This is a genomic window from Kitasatospora sp. NPDC040550 (assembly GCF_055594965.1).
On the sequence record NZ_JBVIWC010000015.1, the window covers coordinates 22,429 to 43,263 of the forward strand.

The 20,835-nt window shown below is 72.3% G+C and carries 19 protein-coding genes; 1 reads left to right on the top strand and 18 read right to left on the bottom strand.

The annotated features are described in order from the left end of the window. Positions 1–136: 136 nt before the first annotated feature. Complete coding sequence (locus tag ACZ58X_RS22240; RefSeq protein ID WP_470335335.1) at positions 137–919, bottom strand: S1 family peptidase; 783 nt, start codon at positions 917–919, stop codon at positions 137–139. 293 nt (positions 920–1,212) lie between these two features. On the opposite strand from ACZ58X_RS22240, the gene ACZ58X_RS22245 reads away from it, so the two are divergent. Continuing rightward, a complete protein-coding gene (locus tag ACZ58X_RS22245; RefSeq protein ID WP_470335336.1) occupies positions 1,213–1,845 on the top strand; it encodes a GyrI-like domain-containing protein in 633 nt (210 codons plus the stop codon). A gap of 4 nt (positions 1,846–1,849) precedes the next feature. On the opposite strand, the gene ACZ58X_RS22250 is transcribed toward ACZ58X_RS22245, so the two are convergent. The 17 genes from ACZ58X_RS22250 to ACZ58X_RS22330 all read right to left on the bottom strand — a co-directional run bounded on the left by ACZ58X_RS22250 (position 1,850) and on the right by ACZ58X_RS22330 (position 20,824). Then, positions 1,850–2,728 carry an arylamine N-acetyltransferase family protein gene (locus ACZ58X_RS22250; RefSeq protein ID WP_470335337.1) on the bottom strand — a complete coding sequence of 293 codons (879 nt, stop codon included), beginning with the start codon at positions 2,726–2,728 and terminating at the stop codon, positions 1,850–1,852. Positions 2,729–2,844: 116 nt separating this feature from the next. Then, on the bottom strand, positions 2,845–3,249 hold the full coding sequence (locus tag ACZ58X_RS22255) for a pentapeptide repeat-containing protein (protein WP_470335338.1): 405 nt from the start codon (positions 3,247–3,249) through the stop codon (positions 2,845–2,847). Positions 3,250–3,263: 14 nt separating this feature from the next. Further along, the gene (locus ACZ58X_RS22260; RefSeq protein ID WP_470335339.1) at positions 3,264–4,295 is read right to left on the bottom strand and encodes a BtrH N-terminal domain-containing protein; all 1,032 of its coding nucleotides are present in this window, start codon (positions 4,293–4,295) and stop codon (positions 3,264–3,266) included. Continuing rightward, on the bottom strand, positions 4,292–5,050 hold the full coding sequence (locus ACZ58X_RS22265; protein ID WP_470335340.1) for a DNA alkylation repair protein: 759 nt from the start codon (positions 5,048–5,050) through the stop codon (positions 4,292–4,294). Before ACZ58X_RS22265 ends, ACZ58X_RS22260 begins: the two co-directional genes overlap by 4 nt. Then, on the bottom strand, positions 5,051–6,553 hold the full coding sequence (locus ACZ58X_RS22270) for a B12-binding domain-containing radical SAM protein (RefSeq protein ID WP_470335341.1): 1,503 nt from the start codon (positions 6,551–6,553) through the stop codon (positions 5,051–5,053). It lies immediately after the preceding gene. Between the two features lie 6 nt (positions 6,554–6,559). Then, positions 6,560–7,432 carry a carbon-nitrogen hydrolase family protein gene (locus ACZ58X_RS22275; RefSeq protein ID WP_470335342.1) on the bottom strand — a complete coding sequence of 291 codons (873 nt, stop codon included), beginning with the start codon at positions 7,430–7,432 and terminating at the stop codon, positions 6,560–6,562. Further along, positions 7,432–8,139 (bottom strand): class I SAM-dependent methyltransferase, encoded by a 708-nt coding sequence (locus ACZ58X_RS22280; protein ID WP_470335343.1) that lies wholly within the window; start codon positions 8,137–8,139, stop codon positions 7,432–7,434. The genes ACZ58X_RS22275 and ACZ58X_RS22280 overlap by 1 nt, the downstream gene beginning before the upstream one ends. Then, positions 8,126–9,514 (bottom strand): coproporphyrinogen-III oxidase family protein, encoded by a 1,389-nt coding sequence (locus ACZ58X_RS22285; protein WP_470335344.1) that lies wholly within the window; start codon positions 9,512–9,514, stop codon positions 8,126–8,128. The genes ACZ58X_RS22280 and ACZ58X_RS22285 overlap by 14 nt, the downstream gene beginning before the upstream one ends. Next, positions 9,511–10,488: an ABC transporter ATP-binding protein gene (locus tag ACZ58X_RS22290; protein WP_470335345.1), complete on the bottom strand. Its 978-nt coding sequence runs from the start codon at positions 10,486–10,488 to the stop codon at positions 9,511–9,513. Before ACZ58X_RS22290 ends, ACZ58X_RS22285 begins: the two co-directional genes overlap by 4 nt. Continuing rightward, positions 10,481–11,266, bottom strand: coding sequence for an ABC transporter permease (locus tag ACZ58X_RS22295; RefSeq protein ID WP_470335346.1), 786 nt, complete (start codon positions 11,264–11,266; stop codon positions 10,481–10,483). The genes ACZ58X_RS22290 and ACZ58X_RS22295 overlap by 8 nt, the downstream gene beginning before the upstream one ends. Continuing rightward, positions 11,266–12,117, bottom strand: a complete 852-nt coding sequence (locus ACZ58X_RS22300) for a carbon-nitrogen hydrolase family protein (RefSeq protein WP_470335347.1) — start codon at positions 12,115–12,117, stop codon at positions 11,266–11,268. The genes ACZ58X_RS22295 and ACZ58X_RS22300 overlap by 1 nt, the downstream gene beginning before the upstream one ends. Beyond that, positions 12,114–13,295 (bottom strand): tyrosine decarboxylase MfnA, encoded by a 1,182-nt coding sequence (gene mfnA / locus ACZ58X_RS22305; RefSeq protein ID WP_470335348.1) that lies wholly within the window; start codon positions 13,293–13,295, stop codon positions 12,114–12,116. Before mfnA ends, ACZ58X_RS22300 begins: the two co-directional genes overlap by 4 nt. A gap of 1 nt (position 13,296) precedes the next feature. Next, positions 13,297–14,121 (bottom strand): carbon-nitrogen hydrolase family protein, encoded by an 825-nt coding sequence (locus tag ACZ58X_RS22310; RefSeq protein ID WP_470335349.1) that lies wholly within the window; start codon positions 14,119–14,121, stop codon positions 13,297–13,299. Then, positions 14,118–15,098, bottom strand: a complete 981-nt coding sequence (locus ACZ58X_RS22315) for a carbon-nitrogen hydrolase family protein (RefSeq protein WP_470335350.1) — start codon at positions 15,096–15,098, stop codon at positions 14,118–14,120. The genes ACZ58X_RS22310 and ACZ58X_RS22315 overlap by 4 nt, the downstream gene beginning before the upstream one ends. Positions 15,099–15,165: 67 nt before the next feature. After that, on the bottom strand, positions 15,166–16,302 hold the full coding sequence (locus tag ACZ58X_RS22320; protein ID WP_470335351.1) for a phenylacetate--CoA ligase family protein: 1,137 nt from the start codon (positions 16,300–16,302) through the stop codon (positions 15,166–15,168). A 2-nt stretch (positions 16,303–16,304) separates the two neighbouring features. Beyond that, complete coding sequence (locus ACZ58X_RS22325) at positions 16,305–19,331, bottom strand: flavin reductase (protein WP_470335352.1); 3,027 nt, start codon at positions 19,329–19,331, stop codon at positions 16,305–16,307. Then, positions 19,328–20,824, bottom strand: a complete 1,497-nt coding sequence (locus ACZ58X_RS22330) for a 4-hydroxyphenylacetate 3-hydroxylase N-terminal domain-containing protein (RefSeq protein ID WP_470335353.1) — start codon at positions 20,822–20,824, stop codon at positions 19,328–19,330. The genes ACZ58X_RS22325 and ACZ58X_RS22330 overlap by 4 nt, the downstream gene beginning before the upstream one ends. Positions 20,825–20,835 lie beyond the last annotated feature (11 nt).

Consider the following 20,835-nt stretch of genomic DNA (forward strand, 5'->3'; position numbering starts at 1 on the left):
GGGTTGCGGGGGGGGTTGGGTCGGGCGTCTCCCAACGGTCCCCCCCTAAGAAACACCTTCCGCCCCCCGTGGGGGGGGGGGGGGGGGGGGCCGCCGCTTCGCGCGGGGGCTGCTGCGCCCCGCGGAGGGTCGGGGATCAGCCGGCCATGGTGCTCCGGACGAAGTCCTTGAACGCCGTCACGTTGGTGTAGATCGAGGGGTCGACCGCGCAGGTGGAGGAGCTGCCGCCGGCCCGGCTGGTGGCGCCGAGCAGCCGCCACTCGCCGTTGACCTGGGCGATCGCCGGGCCGCCGGAGTCGCCGTAGCAGGCGCCCTGGTTGCTGCCGTCCGGGCCCTGCGGGTTGTTGACGCAGAGCTCGGAGGAGGGGTCGAAGCCCTCGGCGCAGCCGTTGGGGAGCAGGCTGGTGTCGAGTTCCTTGAGCTGGTCCGGGCCCCCGTCGCCGCCGGGCTGCGGGGTCTCCTGGCCCCAGCCGAGCAGCTTGACGGCGGTGCCGGCGGGCGCGCCGTCGGCGATGGCGATCGGGGTGGCCTGGACGGGGGCGCTGAGCTGGAGCAGGGCGATGTCGTCGTTGGTGCTGTAGTTCGGGTGGGGGACGACCTTGGCGAGCGAGGCCACCTCGCCGCCCGAGGTCCGGTCGTTGGAGCCGACCCGGACGGTGAACTGGTCGGCCGTGCCGCCGGCCACACAGTGGGCCGCGGTGACCGCCCAGGTGGGCGAGATCAGCGAGGCGCCGCAGATGTGCTGGCCGTTCTGCTGGAGCGAGACGATGAAGGAGTAGCCCTGGGAGGCGCTGCCGCCGCCGATGATGGGCCGGCTGGGCAGGGCCGCGGCGGAGGCGCCGGTCGCCGGTGCGGCGAGTACCAGCGCGGTGGCCGCGGCGGCGGTGGCGAGGATTCCGGGCAGGGGGAAGTGCCTCATGACGTGTCCTTGTCCGGCGGCGTGGGGGCCGCCCGTGGGGGATGACGTGAACCTGTCGAACTGCCCGCAAGGCTGGCCCCTGACGGCCCGTCGGGAACATCCGCCACTCGGCGGGGAGAGGACCGACGATCGGAGGCTTGCGTAAACACGCAACTATGGGCGAGGATCGCGCACCCGGGACCGGGGCGTCGCCCGAAGGGGGGAACCCGGGGAACCGGGCCCCGGGCCCGGCGTCGCGGCTCCTAGGATGGCTCCCGACCGGACCCAGCCGACCGACCGGGAGCAGCGCCGCGATGGACAATTACGACGTCAAGAAGGAGCGGCCGGGCCTCTATTCGGCCCGCCGGAAGTTCGAGGTCATCGACGTCCCGCGGATGAGGTTCCTGATGGCGGACGGGCACGGCAATCCGAACACCTCACCGGAGTACGCGGAGGTGGTCACGGCGCTCTACACCACTTCCTACGCCGTCCGCGTCGTGGCCAAGCAGGAGTCGGGGCGCACCCACACCGTCGGGCCGCTGGAGGGCCTGTGGTCCTCCAAGGACCTGGAGGTCTTCCGGACCCGCGAGAAGGACGCCTGGGACTGGACGCTGATGATCGTCCAGCCGGACTGGATCACCCCCGGGATCGTCGACGCCGCGCTGGAGCGGGTGCACCGGACGAAGGACCTCAGCGCCGTGAAGCTGGTGCGGTTCGAGGAGTTCACCGAGGGCCCGAGCGTCCAGGTCCTGCACGTCGGACCGTACGACGAGGAGGGGCCGACGATCGCCCGGATGCACGACGAGTTCGTGCCGGCCCAGGGGCTGACCCTCCGGGGGCGCCACCACGAGATCTACCTCTCCGACGCCCGCCGGGCGCACCCGAGCCGGCTGCGCACCATCCTCCGCCAGCCGGTGGCCCCGGCCGGGGCCACCGCTGCGGAGTGACGGCTCACGGGCCGCCCATCAGGCTGGAGCGGACGTCGCCGACCCGCCCGGTGAGCTCGCGCAGTTCGTCGGCCGTCAGGGCCAGTCCGAACTCCTCGGTCAGCACGCCCGCGAACTGCTCGTCGTCGAGGTGCTGCCGGCGTTCGGCGGTGCCGTCCGGCCTGACGCGGGAGAAGTCGCGGTTGAGCAGGCGCCGCATCTCCCCGCTGAAACGTTGCATCACGATCAGCTGGCCGGTGAAGGGCGAGTCCGGGTGGGTGGACGTGTAGTAGTTGGCCGCGTCGACGTCGGCGGCCCGCTGCGCCCGGTTCGAGAACGAGTACAGGGTGTTCCCGGCCGTTCCGCCGGGCACCGCCCGCTCCATCAGCTGCCGGCCCTCGTCGTGGGCGGCGACGGCGAAGGACCAGCCCTCGCCCTGGGTGCTCCAGCCGTCCTCGGCGAGCGACAGGGGCTCCAGCAGGCCCGCCCCGAACCCGACGTCGGCCAGCCAGTCGCCGTCCACGCCGGAGGCGAGCAGGGTCAGGTGGGTGCACGGCCAGGGGCGGCCGGGGCGCTCCCGGGGGCGGGCGAGCAGCCGGTCGACCCGGTACCCGAGCCGGTTGAGCACCGCGCCGAACAGCAGCCCGTGCTCGTGGCAGTAGCCGCCGCGGCCGGCGGCCACCAGCTTGCGCTGGATGTCGGCCGTGCTCATCGGGACCTCGCGCCCCAGCACGATGTCGATGTTCTCGAAGGGGATCGACTCGACGTGGGCGCGGTGCAGCCGCCGGAGGGTCTCCCGGTTGGGCTTGGCGTCGCCCAGGTCCGGTCGGCCGATCCGTTTCAGGTAGGCCTCCAGGTCGAGCTGTTCCACGCCCCATTCGTCGCTGGACGAAGTCGCCGTCACTGCTGTCTCCTCCTGCTCGCGTGCTGACGGTGGCGGCCCCGACCCCCGAGGCCCCGATCCCTGAGGCCCCGATCCCTGAGGCCGCGGCCGGGGTCGGGGCCTCTGGGGAAGGGGCCTCAGAGGCCCTGCGGCCAGATCGTGAGGAAGTCCGAGATGACGCCCCGGCGCCGGAACCCCGGGTCGAGCACGGCGCCGGTGAGGTCGGCCCCGCTGAGGTCGGCCCCGTCGAGGTCCGCCCCGACCAGCCGGCTGTTCGCCAGGTCCGCCTGGATGAGGTAGGCCTCGACCAGGTCGGCGTCCTGGAGGTTGGCGCCGCGCAGGTCGGCGGACATCAGGTACGACTCGGTCAGCACCGCGCCGCTGAGGTCGGCGTCCACCAGGTCCACGCCCCGCAGGTCCGCGCCGTGCAGCCGGGCGGCCCGCAGGTCGGGGCGGAACGGGCCCTCCGCCCGGCGCCGGCGGACGTACTCGTTCCACCGGTCGGGGCCCTGGGCCAGGATCGTCTCGTCCGTGCTCGGCATGGCTTCCTCCCGCCCTACACGCCGCCGAGCGCGCGCAGCGCCCGCTTCTCGAGGTCCATCGCGGCGCCGACGGTGTCCACCACGGCGTCCACCAGCTGCTGCCGGTCCCCGCCCGGGGCGGCGGCGCCGTCCAGCAGCGCGCGCCCCAGGGTCTGCCAGTGCCGGCCGCTCGCCAGGAAGAGCTCGCCGGGTCCGGTGTAGCGGGCGTCGCCGGAGGCCTCGGCGACGGCGGCCAGGAAGCGCCCGATCATCGGCCGGAAGAGCCCGCCCCCGGTGCCGAAGGTCTCGATCTGGCGGCCCAGGTGCAGCAGTTGGCGGGAGAGCGCGTCGGTGCGGACCACCCGGCCCGCGGTGTCCACGTCGTCGACCTCGCCGAGCTTGGTCCGCGGCCAGGTCGGGGCCGTCGACTGCAGCTGCTTCATCCCGGCCAGGCCCAGGCTCCGGCTGCCGGGCTTGAGGACGTCGCGGCACAGGTTGCGCACCGCCACCGGTCCGACCAGGCCCAGCTGCGGAGCCGTCCGCCGGGCGCCGAACACGTACGCCTTCCGGTCGGGGTTCAGCGGCGGCGAGTTGCGGCTGGAGCGGGCCGCCTCCAGGTCCGCGGCCGTGACCAGGACGGTGCTGTCGAGCGCCGGGTCGGACACCTCGAAGCGGTCGTCGTCGAGGGCGCGGACCACGTTGACGAAGTACCCGCCGAAGGAGGACCGGCCCTCCAGCCCCCAGTACGGCAGCTGCCCGAGGTCCACCCGGACCATGACGGCGGGGGCCGACTCCAGCAACTGGGCCAGCCCCCGGCCGGACTTCGGCGCGTGCGCGGCGACCTCGACGCCCATCAGCCGGGCGGCCCGCAGCGGCATGATCGCCTGCTTGCCCACCACGATGTCCGGGGCGTCGCCCCGCGCGGGGAAGAAGGAGAACCCGAAGCCGCCGTCCAGGCCGAACACCACGTCCTCGTCGACCTCGTGGCCGGCGGCCGCCAGGATGTTGCACTGGCACGCCGATTCGCAGTGGATCCCGCGCCGGTGCACGTAACCGCCGGTGTTCAAGCCTCCGCCTTCCCGCCGAGGGCCATCAGGGCTCCCCGGGTCCGTTCGTCCAGGCCCTCCAGGGCGTACCGGAAGGTGTCCCGCTTCATGACCGGCCGCCACTGCCGCAGGTAGGCCTCCACCTCGGCCGGGTGGACCTGTGCGGTGACCTTGAGCAGCCACCCGCAGCCCTTCTGCACGTACGGGTCCTTGTCGTCCATCAGCCGGGTGCAGTTGTCGAGGACGTGGGCGAGGGGCAGTTCGTAGCTGACCTTGCCGATCTTGCGCCGCACGAACTTCACCACCGCCACGTTCGCCGCCCGGCGCGCCCAGGGTGACTCCGACCCGACCCAGCGCGCCGTCCGGGGGAGTTGGTCGAGGTGGCCCAGGAAGTACGGGTAGAGCAGTTTCAGGCACAGGTCGTCGCACTGCGCCCAGTTGGAGACGTACCGTTCGAGCCAGCCCTCGCAGCGGTCGAGGAAGTGCTCGTCCAGCCCGGTCCGGGCGACCTTGTGCAGCAGCGCGAAGCCGAGCAGCACCTCCTCGTGGTGGTCGGCGCGCGCCAGCACCTCCTCCGCCAACCGGAGCCTGGTGGCCACGGGGACGTCCCCGCGCTCCCGGAAGAAGTCGCCGGCGAGCGCCACCACCGCGGTGTTGCCGACGCCGAGGGCGCGGATCTCGTGGGGGAAGTAGCGTTGCATCCCCACCGCGAAGTCCGCGTCGCCCCGTGCCGCGAGGGACGCCAGCAGCTCGCCGGCGACCGCTTCCGTATCCACCTAGACCACTCCCAGGTTGAGCATGACCGGCTTTCCGGTCGGCCGTTTCGGTGCCTTCTCCAACCGGGGCTTGGCGCTCATCACGTAGTCGTACTCGCGCTGCATGTCGGCCACGGTCCGCTTGGAGTGGACCGCGCGGTCCGACAGGCTCTGGCCGCGCAGCCCCCACCACAAGTACCAGTTCCGGTGGCTGAGGTAGGCGTTCCGGACGAAGTCGAGGGTGTCGCGGTCCTCGACGATCGCCGGCTCCACGTAGTACGCGGGGACGAAGGTGCCCTGCCCCTCGGTGAGGATTCCGGCCTTCACCGCCTGCTGCTGCAACTTGGTGCCGCTCAGGATGCGGATGCCGAGGTTGGCGTAGATCTGGGCCGGGTTCAGGAACCGCTCGGTGAAGCCGATCGACTCCCGCAGCGCGGCCGGGGTCTCGCCCGGGCCGCCGAGGAAGACGCAGTGGGTGTGCTCGATCGGACTGGCGGTGAAGAGCCGGTCGACCTCGAGCACCTTGGCCATGTCGAAGCCCTTCTGGAGGTCCGCCAGCGCCTCGTCGGTCAGCGCGTCGGTGCCCAGGTCGACCCGGATGCAGCCGGCCGCGGCGAGCAGGTCGACGAACTCCGGCGTGACCGCGTTGGGGGTCAGCTGGCAGTACCAGGCGACGTCCAGCTTGGCGCGGATCATCTCCGCGCAGACCTCCGAGGCGTACTCGATCGGGAAGTTGAAGGTCGCGTCCACGATCTCGAACTCACGGACGGCCGGGTTCTCCGCCATCGCCCGCTGGATCTCGCCGACCACCTCGGCGGGCTCCTTGAACCGGTTCCCCTTGCCCTCCGTCTTGCGGATGATGCAGTACGAGCAGTAGAGCTTGCAGCCCCGCTTGGTCTGCAGCGTCTCGATGGCGGGCTGGTGGTCACGGGTGAGGTCCGAGGCGGCCGAGACGCCCTCCTCGAAGTACCGGGGGTCGTAGACCGACCGGTCGGGTTCGAGCGCGCCGAGGTCGAACGCGGAGTCCGCCGGGTTCTGCACGAAGTGCCCGTTCCCGTCCAGGTGGCACAGCCCGGAGATCTCCTCCAGCCTCCGCCCGCCGCCCTGGAGGTACTCCATCAGCTGGACGATCCCGGCCTCGCCCTCGCCCGCGATCCCGTAGTCCGGCTGGGCGTACTCGAAGAACGCCAGCGGTTCGACCGAGAAGCCCGAGCCGCCGAGGACGACCTTGGCCGAGGTGTACTTGCGCACGCACTGGACGATCTTCTCGGTCATCGGGCCGAAGAAGATCGGGTCGACGAAGGTCAGGTTGTCCAGGTTGCGGACGGCGATGCCGACCACGTCGTACCGCTGGGAGGTCAGCCGCTCCCGGACGGCCTTCAACTCCCGGGACTCCCACAGCAGGTCGAGCACGTCGACCTGGTGGCCGGCCCGCTTGAGCGCGGCGCTGATGTACGCCATGCCGATCGGCAGGGCCGGTCTCGGCACCCGGATCTTGTTGGTGGAGATGAGCAGTACCCGCATCGCCGGTCACTCCCCTCCGCCGCTGGCGGGCCGGGCCCGGTCGTCCAGGGCGGCCCAGTAGGTGGACGGCTGGAGGTCGTGCCGCAGGGTGGCCTTCACCCGGTACCGGCGCATCCGGTCCAGGTCGACCCGGACCACGCCGACGCCCTCGCCCTCCTCGATCAGCACCATCCGCTCGTCGCCGTCGACGAAGTCGAACCGCTCCGCCTCCAGGAAGAGCGGGTCGGCCAGGACCTGGCTGCGCCCCATGTAGCCGAAGCCCGCGTACAGGTTGGTGCCGACCCCGGAGGCGAAGGCGAGGACGCACTCGGTGTCCACCGCGCGGACCGGCAGCCGCAGGTTGGCCACGTAGGCGAACATCTCGGGCACCAGGGCGGAGCAGACCAGGACGTCGACCCCGCGGCGCAGGTACTCGCGGGCGGCCTCCGGGAAGTTGATGTCGTAGCCCTGGAGGAGGCCGATCCGCCCGAACCCGACGTCGAACACCGGGTACTCCGAACCGCTGGCCAGGTAGCGGCTCTCCAGCTCGTGGCAGTGCACCCGCCGGTAGCAGCCGAGGAGTTCGCCCTGCGGCCCGGTGAGCACGGAGGTGCTGTAGTACTTCCCGTCCTCGCCGCGCTCCAGCAGGCCGGCCACCAGGTGGATGCCGTGCTGCCGGGACAGCTCGCACAGCCGGTCGGTCTCCGGCCCGGGGATCGGCACCGACACGTCCGCGACTTCGAGGATGTTGCCGGAGGTCAGGTAGGCCTCCGGCAGGCAGACGAGGTCCGCGCCCTGTTCGACCGCCTGGGCGACGAAGCGTTCGGCGCGCCGCTGGTTGGCGGCGTTGCGGCCGAGCTTGGACTCCATCTGCACGACGGCGATGGTGACGGCCGCCATCACGGGGCCACCGGGTCGAGCGGCCGGGAGGAGATCACCAGGCCGAGGTCCTCCTCGACCACCTGCCAGCCGTCCAGGCCGGCCTGCTGGAGCAGCTCCGCGACCTCGTCGCGGGTGTAGCCCGACTGGAGCGAGCGCATGAACTGCTCGCCGCCCTCCTTCACGAACTGCAGGATGAAGGTGATGTGCCCCTCCTCCGCGTGCCGGTTGATGTCCTCGATGATCACCACGCCGTCGGGCTTGCAGATCCGGGCGCACTCCCTGAGCGTCTCGACCGGCCGGGCCCAGCGGTGCAGCGAGGAGAAGGAGAACACGATGTCCGCCGAGGCGTCCGGGAAGGGCAGCCGGCTCAGCCGCCCCATCTCGAACTCGACGTCGCCGGCCGCGTTCGCCCACACGGCCAGGGTCAGGTTGTCCTCGGCGACCTCGACCAGGTTCTGGATCTCCTCGACCCCCGACACGGCCAGCTCCGGGAGCCGGCCGGCCACGTGCAGCGACAGCAGCCCGGTGTTGAAGCCCACCTCGACGAGGTCGGTCATGCCCTCGCGGACGTTCGCCGTGATCCGGTCCGTCGGCCGCTTGTACGCCATCAGCGCGGACCGGCGCATGCCGAGGTCGTAGGCCCTGGTCCCTTCGAGGTCGGCGTACGGCGCGGTCTGCGGGACCCGCACGCTGAGGTCCAGCAGCGGCGTCTCAGTGGTGCTCACAGGCGTCACCCTTCTGCGGGGAACCGGACACGACGGTCAGCGGGAGCGTTCTCATCTGCGGGTTGATGAAGCCCGTGATGTCCGCCCCGAGGTGCTGCGGATAGCGCCGGAACTCCGGCGAGTAGAAGGCCTTGGAGATGTTGTCCAGGTAGTACCAGCCCTTCGGCCCGGTGACCTCGATCCCGTCCTCCCGGACGGTGACCAGGCCCTTCCCCGCGAGGTCGGCGATCTCCTCGTGGAACATCTCCATGAAGTCGACCCCGTGCAGCCGGCGGAACCGCTCCCGGTCGACCCGCCCGGCCTTGACCCCGAGCACCATGGACCGCCGGATCGACTCCGACCTGGTGATGTGCTTGCCCATGGAGATCGGCAGCCGGCCCGACATGACGGTCTCCACGTAGCGGCCGATGTCGGGCTCGTTGAAGTACCAGTGCTCGCGCAGGTGCCCGGTGGCGGTCGGTCCGAGCGGGATGATCGGCACGTCCTCGCTCCACGAGGTCTCGCCGTACTTCGGCTGGAACCCGGGCTTGGCGAAGCAGTCGCCGTAGTAGCCGAGGAAGCCGGCCGCGGTGAGCTTCTCGGCGGCGAACAGGAACATCTCGTCGACCAGCGCGCGCTCGGGCACCGGCGGGAGCTTGCGGCGCTTGGTGGAGATCTGCGCGAACTCCATGTAGGTGTAGAAGGAGACGCAGGTCACCCCGAGCTCGATGGCGACGTCGAGGCTGTACTCCCAGCTCTTCATCGTCTGCCCGTTGATGCCGTGCATCAGGTCGATGTTGATGTTCTCGTAGCCGCAGTCGCGCAGCAGCCGGATGCTGTTCTTGAGCATCTCCGGGTCGCTGGGCCGGCCCAGGCTCTTCAACTCCTCCTCGACGAAGGTCTGGACACCGAGGCTGATCCGCCGCACCCCGCGGTCCAGCAGCACCCGCGCCTTGCGCTCGCTGATGTCGACCGGCGTGGTCTCGATCGAGAAGTCCGCGTCGGGGGCCGTGTTGAGGCTGCCGAACAGGTGGCCCAGGAGCTCGTCCAGCTGGGGGGCGGTGAGCGAGGTCGGGGTGCCGCCGCCGATGTACCCCAGGGTGATGACGTGGTCCTGGACGTACGGCCGGTTCGCGTAGAGGGTGATCTCCGCCTTGAGCGCGTCCAGGAAGGTCCGGGTGAGGTCCCGGTCGGTCTGGAACTTGATGTACGGGCAGGAGAAGCACAGCCGGTTGCAGAACGGGATGTGGACGTACACGCCCATCTGCTCCCGGGCGAACACCTCCTCCTCGGTGACCGCGACGTGCTTGGTCGGGTACTGCCGCACCCACTCGTTGTCCCGCTCCGGGTACTCCTTCCAGAACGGCATGCTGGTCGTCGTCGTGGAGATGCTCATCTTGTCCCGTTCCCTTCAACCTGCTCGACGATGGATCGGACGACCTCCGCCAGCGTGGGCGAGCCGTACGACGCGGAGCGGAGCACCAGCCCGTCGGCGTGGGCGCGGGCGACGAGTTCGCCGAGGGCGTCCGGCCGCGCCCCGCCGGACAGCTCGATCGTCACCCCGCCGTCGACCTGCCGCACCGACCGGACCGGGCCGTCCTCGGCCGCCGACTTCGCCGCCCACGCCCGCAGTTGCTCGACGTCGGAGTCCGCGAAGGCGTGCAGCGTCAGGCTCGACCGCCCGCCCGACAGGATGACCTCGGCGAGCGAGGCCTCCTTCACCTGCTGCCCCTGGTGGAGCATCACCACCGAGTCCGCCAGGGCGACCAGCTCCTCGCGGTGGTGGCTGGCGAACAGCACCCCGGTGCCGTCCGCCTTGAGGCCCCGGAGCAGTTCCAGGACCGTCTCCTGGGCCGTCGGGTCGAGCCCGGTCGTCGGCTCGTCCAGGATCAGCAGGTCGGGCCGGTGCGCGACGGCGCTGATGATGTGCAGTTTGCGCTGGCTCCCGCCGGACAGCCGGCGCACGTACTGGTCGACGTACTGCCCCAGCCCGGCCAGGCCGATCAGCTCCCGGAAGCGGCCCGGATCCGCCCGCCGGAGCCGCAACTGGTGCTTGAGGTAGGTCTCCACGGTGACCCCGTCCGGCAGCTCCTTGGCCTGCTGGACGTAGCCGAGGTGCCGGCTGGCCCGCCCCCAACTGCGCGGCGGCGTACCGCAGATGCGCACCTGCCCGGCGCTCGGCTGGAGCAGCCCGGCCAGCAGCCGGATCAGCGTGGTCTTGCCGGCCCCGTTCGTCCCGATCACGGCGACGCCCTCCCCGGCGGCCACCGAGAAGTCCACGCCGCGCAGCGCGAAGGCGGAACTCACCCGGCACTCCAGCCCGGAGACCGCCAGCACCGGCACCCCGGCGTCCGTTCGCGACTCAGCCACGTCCGATCCTCCTGCGGAAGGCGTAGGCGGCCAGCGCGCAGCCGCCGACCGCGTACAGCGCGGTCAGCACCAGCGTCAGGCCCGAGGGTGACGGCCCCTGCCCGAGGGCGGCCCGGAAGACGTCGACGTGCACCGAGAGCGGCAGCCGCTCCATCACCGTGCCGAGCCGGCCGAGGTTGCCGAGCGGGAAGAAGATCCCGGCGAAGTACATCAGCGGGATCACGATGATGTTCACCACCGCCGGGAACGAGATCTCCGTGGTGTACGTCGCCACCAGGATCCCCAGCGCGGCGAACGCCAGGCAGCCGGCCAGGAAGTCGAACACCAACAGCCCCGGCGAGTCGATGCTCGCGTCGAACACCGCGACCCCGAGCACCAGCACCAGCGCGAACTGGAACAGGCACTTCACCACGACGCCGATGAGCCGGGCCAGCAGGAACCCCGAGTAGGACAGCGGGGAGAGGATCAGGTCCTCGATCGTCCGCCGGTTCCGGTCGATGATGATCGTGTAGCCGACGGTGTAGGTGCAGCTGAACATGATGCCCGCCGCGAGGATCCCGGGGAAGACGAAGCCGAAGTAGTTGGCCGCCCCCACCGAGGGGCTCCCCATCTGTTGGGTGGCCGCGCCGAAGGCCAGCACCATCGACACCGAGGTCAGGAAGGTCGACACCGCGAACAGGCGGTTGTCGAAGAACTGCCGCAGGTCGATCGCCACCAGCCCGAGGACATCGGTGAACCAGTTCGGCCGCCGCGGCCGGGCCGCCTGCACCCCCGCCATCAGGACCTCCCCCCGTACCCGGTGGTCCAGGTGGACCGCAGGTCCTCGTGGAACGGCAGCCGCTCGCGGACCTTGCGCTGCGTCCGCAACGGGATGTCCGCCTCGATGACGGCCTCCCTGGCACCCCGCTCCACCTCGGCCAGCACGTCCGCGTCCGGCGGCTGCGCGGCGTCCTGCACCAGCCCGTTGACGATCATGCTGCGCCCCAGGTAGGGCATCATCGCGAAGCGGTTCTCGCCCGCACCGCTGGCGAACACCAGGGCGCACTCGGCGTCGGCGGCGCGGGCCCGGCAGATCGACCGCACCTGGTGCGAGAACGGTGCGAACAGGTTGGCCACGCAGACCAGGACGTCGACCTCCTGGAGCAGGTACTGCCGGCTCGCCTCCGGGAACCGGAGGTCGTAGCTGACCAGCAGCCCGATCCGGCCGACCGGGGTGTCGACCACCTCGCCGGGCGCCCCCGGGGTGATGTGGTCGGCCTCCCCGGCCCACACGCACGGGCGCCGGTACCAGCTCAGCACCTCGCCCGAGGGGCCCACCAGCACGGCCGCGTCGTACACCTCCCGGCCCTCGGCCAGCAGCACCCCGGCGGCGATGTGGATGCCCAGGCCGCGCGCCTGGTCCACCAGGAACTCCACCACCGGCCCGTCGGCCGGCGTGGCGTCCCTGCGCAGCGTCGGGAAGTTCAGGCCGGTCGCGAAGTTCGCCGGCAGGCAGGCGAGTTCGGCCTTGCGCTGGGCCGCGGTGGACAGCAGTCCGGCGGCGCACTCGAGGTTCTCGTCCGGCTCGCCCGGGGTGATCCGCATCTGGAGCGCGGCGACCCGGGTGGTACGCGTGCGCAGGAAACTCACGGGTACGTCACCTCCGCCGCCACGTCCCGCCGGGCCCTTTCGAGCACGGGCAGGAACTCGTCCACCATCTCCGTCGTCACGTGCCGGGCGACCACCAGCCGCAGGGTCTCCACGAAGCGGGTGGAGGTCGAGGCGATCCAGCCGAGCGCTTCGAGCCGCTCCGAGATCCGCGCGGCGTGCGCCATCCGTACCACCACGATGTTGAGCTGCGGCTCGACGAACAGCTCGTGGCCGGCCTCCCGGAGCCGGGCCACCAGGTGGTCGGTCACCTCGTAGTTGTGCCGGGTGACCGCCAGGAAGCCCGAGCGGCCCAGGTGCTCCAGCACGGCGTAGGTGGCGACGGCCGCGTTGCCGGGCCTGGTCCCGAGCAGGGTGTGGTGGGTCGGGGTGTCCTTGAAGAAGGAGTCGAAGGCGAACCGCTGCGCGCCCTCGGGCTCGCGGAACAGGATCACCCCCGCCGGGACGGGCGCCAGCCCGTACTTGTGCGGGTCGATGGTGATCGAGGCCACGCCGTCCACCGAGAAGTCGAACCGGGGCAGCTCCCGGCCGAGTTCGCGGGCGAAGGGGATGATGAACCCCCCGGTCGCCGCGTCCACGTGCAGGTGCAGCCCCCGGCCGGCGAGGCGGGACGCGATCGCCTCGACGTCGTCGACCACCCCGAACTCGCTGCTGCCCGCGGTCGCCACCACGGCGACGGTGTGCTCGGTCACCTGCCTCAGCACCTCGTCGGCGGGCAGCCGCAGCGAGTCGTCCACGGGCACCACGACCGGCGTCAGGCCCAGGATCGCGAAGATCTTGGCGAAGGAGAAGTGCACCGTGCTGCTGACGATCACCTCCGGCCGGTCGGTGAGCCGCCCGTCGGCGCGGGCGGACTCGCGGGCGGCCGCCATCGAGAGCAGGTTGGCCTCCGTCCCGCCCGACACCAGCGTCCCCGAACCGGCGGGCGCCCCGAGGAACGACAGCAGGATCCGCACCACCTCCCGCTCGATCCGCTTCGTCCCGCGGAAGATCCGGACGTCCCCGAGGTTGGTGTGGGCGGCACCGGCCGCCAGCTCCACGGCCAGCGGGTGGGGTTCGGTACAGATCGAGTTCAGCACCCGGTTCCAGGGGACGTCGTCCTCCAGCTCCGCTGCGATCCGACGCCTCACCTCGGAGGCCGGCAGGCCGACGTCCTCCATGTCAGCTCACCCGCTCACGGTGGTCCGCGCCGCCGCCCGGGGCGGGGCCGTCCGTCAGCGCCGCGTACAGCTGCGGGCGGCGCGCCCAGAGCCCGAACCAGAGCGTCTGCTGGAAGCGCAGGTCGGGCTCGCGCAGGTAGCGGATGTGCTCGACCTCGCACCCGGCCTCCAGCAGGCACTCCTCGGCCTGCGCCCGGGCCAGGAACCGCTCGGGCATCGCGATCGCGCTGGAGCCGGCCGAGCGGGGGCCCAGCGCGCTCGCGAAGGCGACCGCGACGGTGTTCAGCGTGGCGATGCCCCAGACCGCCGCCGCCTGCGCGGCCCGGTTCCGGCCGTCCAGCGAACCGGCCACGAGGAGCAGCTCCGCGCCGTCCAGGCACTGGATCCGGGGCGGCTCCACCAGCCAGAAGTCCGGCCCCAGCAGCACCCCGACCCGGCCGAACTCGGTGTCCACGACCGGGAAGTCGTCGCCGGTGCCGGTGCTGCCGTCGGCGAGGACCTCCCGGCGCAGCTCCACGCGGACCGAGCCGTCCGGGTCGAGCAGCCGGGCGACCTGCGCCAGGCCGCCGTCGGCCGCGGGCTCCGCCCAGGAGCCGGTGAGCACGTGGGCGCGGCGGGTCCGGGCCAGCTCCGCCAGGCGTTCGAGGGCCTGGTCCCGCAGCCGGGGCGGGAGTTCGCGGACGCCGTCACCGACGGCGAAGGCGTTCTCCGGGAGGACGACGAAGGACGCCTCGGGCGTCACCCGGCGCTCCAGGTCGCCGAGCACGGCCTCGACCGTCGCCGCCTCGTCCGCCCGGCGCGCGTGTTGCGCGACGATGATGGTCACGAACCAGTCCTCTCGCCCGAATCCGTCGGACCGGCACCCCGGTCCCGGCCGTCCGCCCCGCCGGTCGGGGCGATGGCCGTCCGCAGTTCGGCGGCCAAGTCCCGCCGGGCGCCCACGTAGTCGCCCAGCAGCGCCCCGTACGCCTGCGGCCGCCGCAGCTCGATCCAGCGCCGGCCGTCGCCGGGCCGGGCGTCCGGCCGGCCGCCGCCGGGCCGGGCGCCGGTGCCGTCCGGGTCGAGGTCGACCACCAGCACCTCCGGCTCGTCCGTCCCGGCCTGGGCGATGACGCCCTCCGGCCCGGTGACCAGGCTGGTGCCGGCGAAGCGGACCTCCACCAGGCGGTCGCCGCGCTTGCCCCGGACCACGCCCACCGAGCTGGCGTAGACGATGTTCACGTCGTTGAGGTAGGCCGCCGAGCTCAGCGCGTTCACCATCAGCGACTGGTTCTGCAGCAGCGTCCCGCCCGGCACGAAGATTGTCCGCGCGCCCGCCACGGCGAGCAGCCGGATGACCTCCGGGATCCAGAAGTCCGAGCAGACGGCCACCCCGACCAGCCCGAACTCGGTGGTCATCACGCCCAGGGACTCCGCCTGGCGGCAGACCACCATCTCGTTGCCGAAGGCGTGCGCCTTGACCGCGCTGTCCGCGACGACGCCCTGCCGGTCGATGAACAGCGAGGTGTTCCGGTACATCCCGTCCCGCAGGTCCTCGACGATCGAGCCCAGCAGCACGTTGGTGCGCAGCCCGCGGGCGAGGTCCCGGAAGCCGTCCACGATCCGGCCGGGGATCGGGGTGTCGGTGCGCCCCCTCAGGTGGTCCTGCCCCGGCATGTACCACGGGGGGCCGAGGAAGAACTCCGGGAAGCAGACGACGTCGACGTCACCGCCGGCGCAGACCTCCTCGACCGCCCGGTACGCGTTCTGCAGACCTTCCGCGGGATCCTCGACCCAGAGGGTCTGTACCACCGCTACCTTCATGTGCGTCGCCTCCTCAAGGGCGCCATCGGTACCTCGGGCTCGCGCCGGTCCCACCACCGGAGGCGGGTCATGACGTCACGGCCTCCCAGTCCTTCGCCTCGACGATCCGGACGTCGACGTCGATGCCGAGGCCGCGACGGACCCGGGCCTCCACCGCCTGCCGCAGCACCTCGTCGGCGGCGGCCGCGGCGCCGTCCGGAACCGCGCAGGTCACGGTGAAACCGCCGGCCCGGAGCTCGGCCGCGAAGTACGGGGCGAACTCCGCGAAGCCGAAGACGATCCGCTCCACGTCGACCGCCGAGACCGGCCCGGACGCCGAGCCGACCAGCTCGGCCACCCGGCCGAGCGGGGCCAGCACCGGGCTCTCGGCGCCGCAGCCGCAGCCGCCGTCGGCCGGCCCGAGTTCCACGAACTGCCCGGTCGCCTCGCCGCCGCCGTCCGGGGCATCGGGGGCGTCCGGGGCGTCCGCCGTCCCGAAGGCCAGCAGCAGTTCACCGCGGAACGCCGCCGGGCCGGTGCCCCCGGGGGTCCGGACCGCCGCCCGCAGCCGGTGGTCGCACAGGTGCAGCGCGCCGGCCGCGCAGGGCACGGCGACCGTGGGCGTCGAGGCGGTCCCGTAGAGCTCGGACGCGTCGGCGCCCCAGAGGGCCGCCACCCGCTCGCGGCGCTCGGCGGAGCTGGCCTCGCCCGTGGTGACGACCAGTCGGACCGAGGAGTCCGCCGGCCGCTGCCCGCGTGCCACGGCCAGCGCGGCCAGCCTGGCCGCCACCGTCGCCGAGCAGACCAGCACCGTCGCCCCGTACTGCCCCATCAGGTCGAGGACCCGCGGCAGCGGGCAGATGGTGTCGCTGGTGCCGACCCCGATCACGGCCGCGCCGACCAGCTCGATCGCGCGCTCGACCTCGGCGCCCAGGAAGGACAGCTCGTACGGGACGGCGACGATGACCACGTCGTCCTCGGTGAGCAGGCCGTCGAGGCAGCGGGCCAGGTCGATCTGGTTGCGGACCCACTCGTCCCGGGTCAGGAAGGTCGGGTGGGTGCGCCCGGCGGCGTCGGACCACTCGCCGTAGCGGGCGCGGGCCGAACCGCGCCAGGAGTCGGCCCCGCGGTGCGGGTCGGGGCGTGGGTCGGGGCGCGCTCCGCCGTCGCCCGGCCCGAGCAGGCCGAGGAAGTGCTCGTAGATCCCCGAAGCGGTCGTCGCCATGGTCACACCCCCGTGCCCTGGTCGTCCGGCGTCCGCCAGCCGTAGTCCTGGAGCGCGCTGCCGGGCCCGTCCGTGCGCAGCAGCGGCGCGCACCCGGCCCCGGGGCTGACGTCGACGCCGAGGCACTTGGCCAGCACGAGGTCGTGGTCGCCCATCCGGTAGGTGCCCTCCAGCCGGCACTCCAGGACGGCGTAGGCGCCCGCGAGGTGCGGGCTGCCGCTCGACGACGGGGCCCACGGCAGCGCGGTGAAGCGCAGGTCCGGCCTGGTCCGGGAGAACCTGGTGCCCAGCTCGCGCTGGTCGTCGGCGAGCACGTTGAGGCAGAACGGCCGCCCGTCGGCGAGCGCGGACCAGCTCGAACTCCCGGACGCCACCACGAAGCCGAGCAGGGCGAGTTCGCCGGAGACGACGGTCAGCGAGCCGATCGCGAGCCCGTACGGGGTCGGGCCGTCCTGGCCGGGGTGGTGCCGGGTGCCGGCGACCACCGCGACGGACCGCGGCAGCAGCTCGGCGAGACCGGCGAGGTCCCGGGGGCCGCTGCTCACGGCCTCCGGTTCCACCGGGGCGGGCGCGGTCCGCTCGGAAGGCCCGGTCCGCTCGGAACGCCCGCGCAGGTGGCGGCCGGTGACGCTGGTCGGGTGCTCGGCGAGTACCTCCGGGGGCCCGCAGTGGATGACCTGCCCGCCCTCGGCGCCGGAGCCCGGTCCGAGGTCGACCACCCAGTCCGAGATCGCCAGGACGCGCAGGTTGTGCTCGATCGCGATGACGGTGTTGCCGGTGGAGATGAGCCGGTCGAACAGGGCCAGCAGGTGCCGGATGTCGGCGGGGTGCAGGCCGCGGGTCGGCTCGTCGAAGATGAACAGGGTGCCGCTGCGGCGCTGTTTGAGCAGTTCGCCGGCGAGGTTCAGCCGCTGGGCCTCGCCGCCGGAGAGCACGGTCGTCGAGCACCCCAGCTGGAGGTAGCCGAGGCCGAACTCGGCGAGGACGGTGAGGGCCCGGACGATCTTGGCGTGGGCCTTGGGGTCGAACCAGCCGACGGCGTCCTCGACGGTCATGGCGAGCACGTCGTGGATGGTGGCGCCGTTGAGCCGGACGGCGAGGACGTGCTCCTGGAACTTCCGGCCGTCGCACTCCGGGCAGACCACGGACTCGCTCTTGAAGAGGGTCAGGTCGACCTCGGCGAGCCCCAGGCCCTTGCAGGCCTCGCACCGGCCGCCCGCCACGTTGGTGCTGAACTCCGCGCGACCCAGGCCGAGTTCGACCGCGTCCGGGCTGGCGGCGAAGGCGTCCCGGAGGTGGTCGCCGATGCCGATGTAGGTGGCGAGGGTGCTCCGGCTGGAGCGTCCGATGGCCCGCTGCTCGACGTGGATGACGTCGGTCAGGGCGCCGGCCCCGCTGACCACGGCGCCGTCCGCGCCCCGGGCGACGGCCCGGGCGACGCTGTCGTGCAGGCCCGCCACCAGCGAGCTCTTCCCGGCCCCGGACACCCCGGAGACACAGGTCAGCGCGGTGAGCGGCAGCCGGACGGCCTGGTTGCGGACGTTGTTGCGGGAGATGTCGCGTACCTCCAGCCACGGGGCGTCGGCGGTGTCGATCCGGCGCCGGGTGGGCGGGTCGGACAGCAGGGCGGCGGCCGTCGGTGAGCCCTCGGTGCGGAGCACCTCCGAGAAGGGGCCCTCGACCACGACCTGCCCGCCCCGGGATCCGGCGCCCGGCCCGAGTTCGACGATCCAGTCCGCGGCCCGGATCACCGATTCGTCGTGCTCGATGACGATGACCGTGTTGCCGAGGTCCCGCAGCCGGCGCAGCGAGTCGATGATCCGGCCGGTCTCGCTCTCGTGCAGTCCGGCGGTCGGTTCGTCCAGGACGTACATGACGCCGGTGAGGTCGCTGGCGAGGTGCTGGGCGAGCAGCAGCCGCTGGAGCTCGCCGCCGGAGAGGGTGGGCACCGGCCGCCGCAACTGGAGGTGGCCCAGGCCGACCTCCGCGATGTTCTCGCTCTGCCGGATGATCGACGTGGCGAGTTCGCGGACCTGCGGGGGCAGCGCGCCGGAGGCCAGCGCCGAGCGCAACCGGACGACGGAGTCGCCGAGTTCGTCGCTCTGGAAGGCGTGGAAGGTGTGGCCGGCCACCGTCGCCCGGAGCGACTCGGGCCGCAGCCGCCCGCCGCCGCAGTCGGAACAGGTCTCCTTCGCCAGGTAGTTGGTGAAGGCGTTGCGCCGGGCGGCGGTCGAGGCGTTCTTGTAGGCGCGCTCGACGAAGCCGAGGATGCCCTCGAAGCGGACGTCGTTGGTGACCTTGCGGATCTTGATGGTGTAGACGGTGTCCGAGCCGTGCAGCACCCGTTCGACCTGCTCCGGTTTGAGGTCGGCGAAGGGTGTGTCGAGGTCCAGGCCGATGTCCGCGGCCATCGTCTCGAAGGCCTTGCGCACGTTGGGGACGGCGAAGGTCCCCGGGTCGGCGCCGTCCCAGATCTCGGTGAGCGTCTTCGAGGGGTCGGGGACGATCCGCTCCAGCGAGAACCCGATCAGCTCGCCCACCCCGTCGCACCGCAGGCACTTGCCCTCGCGCCGGTTGGCGCTGAAGTGCTTGGCGGAGTGCGGTTCGGCGAAGCAGCCGCAGGTCTCGCAGCGCAGGTCCGGGCCGGTCGCCCCGAAGCAGACCGGGCAGACGGGCCGGGAGCCGGCGCCGAACAGCAGCCGGTACAGCCCGTCCAGGCCGGTGAGGGTGCCGACGGTCGAGCGCGGGTTGGAGTGGCCGCCGTCGCGCTGGCGCAGCGCCACCGGCGGCTGGGTCCCGGCGATCCGGTCGAACTGGTAGTCGCCGTCCCCCAGGTCCAGGGACTTGCTGGACAGGGCGCCCAGGTAGAGCGACTTCGAGTGCTCGAAGAGGGTGTCCATGATGAGCGAGGACTTGCCCGACCCCGAGACACCGGCGGCGACGATGAGCTTCCCCTTGGGGAGGCGGACGTCGACCGACTTGAGGTTGTGGGTCGTGACCCCCTCAAGGACGATGCTGTCAGGACTCACTGCCGCCCCCGTTCGATCAGGTCGCGGACCTGGTCCTCGCAGGCCGCCAGGTCCGGGTAGGTGGAGTGGAGCATCGCGCGGACCCGGGCCGGGTCGCCGCGGTTCCAGGACTCGTAGAGCTCCTGGCGGGTCCCGAAGCGGTCGATGACCAGGTCGGCGGCGAGCCGGAAGATCCGGGACTTCTCGTCCGGGCCGATGTCCCGCCCGCCCAGGTAGGTTTCCAGCGCCCCGCGCAGTTCGGGGGCCGCCAGGTCGCCCTCGAAGGGCTGCATGATCAGCCCCGAGGCGCCGATCTGCCGGATGATCGCCGACGCCCGGGTGGAGAAGTCCCCCGCGACGGCGTCGAGCGCGGCCGTGGAGCCGGGGGCGAGCAGACCGGAGGAGGTGGTCTCGCTCTCGGCGTCCACGGCGGCCAGCCCCAGCCGCACCAGCTCGACGTAGGAGGTCAACTCGCCCAGCATGGCGCCCACTTCGCGGAACCGGTCGACGCCGATCGAGCGTGCCAGCAGCGTGGCGGTGCCGAGCAGGGTCCGCAGCCGCTGGTGGAACCGCAGCTGGCCGGTGTACAGGGACCACCGGTTGAGCTCGCGGAACCCGCGGGCCGCCACCCCGGCGTCGTCGAGCAGGAACACCCGCGACCGGGGCACGAACACGTCGTCGAACACCAGCATGGCGTCCTGCTCGTCCAGCCGGGCGGCGAGGCCGCCGGAGCCCTCGGCGTACGACCTGCGGCACAGGATCCGCAGCCCCGGGGTGGCCAGCGGGATGCCGAACCAGCAGACGTAACTCGGGTCCTCACGAAGGTAGTTGGCGGGGGAGAGGTAGATCAGCACCTCGTGGGCGTACGGGGCCAGCGTGGCGATCTGCTTGGCGCCCCGCACCACGATCCCGTCCGCGTCGCGCTTGACCACCCGCAGCCCGATCTCCGGGCGCTCCCTCGGGGTCGACGAGCGGTCGATCTGCGGGTCGCCCAGGCCGTGGGTGAGCGCGATGTCGTTCTCCCGGCACCAGTGGTAGTAGCGCTCGGCGTTGCGGCCGAACTCCGGATCCACCTGGGCGAGTTGGGAGCGGAAGTGGTAGAGGCCCACCACCACGTTCGCCATGAAGTCCGGCAGCCGGGACAACTGCCCGTGGGAGGCCTCCGCCCACCGGCGCGAGTTGCGCCACTTCCGGTCGAGCTCCTCCCGGGTCCTCGGCGCCAGGTAGGAGAGGCTGACCGGCCGCCCCGAGAGCTCCGACCGCCAGAGCATCTCGGCGGAGTGCTCCGGCGCGTGCTGGAGGTCGTACAGCGCGGCCAGCGAGTCCAGCATCGGCCGGAACCTCGGATCCCCGACCACGTCGACCCGCCGGCCGTCGGACCAGACCTCGCGCCCGTCGTCGATGCTGCGGATGAAGTCCTGCCCCCGCCAGGCCCCGCCGGGGGACCCGGGCAGGAGCTCGACCCCTGCGGTGGACGCGGCCCCGTCGGCTGCCGCGGACTGAGTAGTCGTCACTGCCCTCTCTC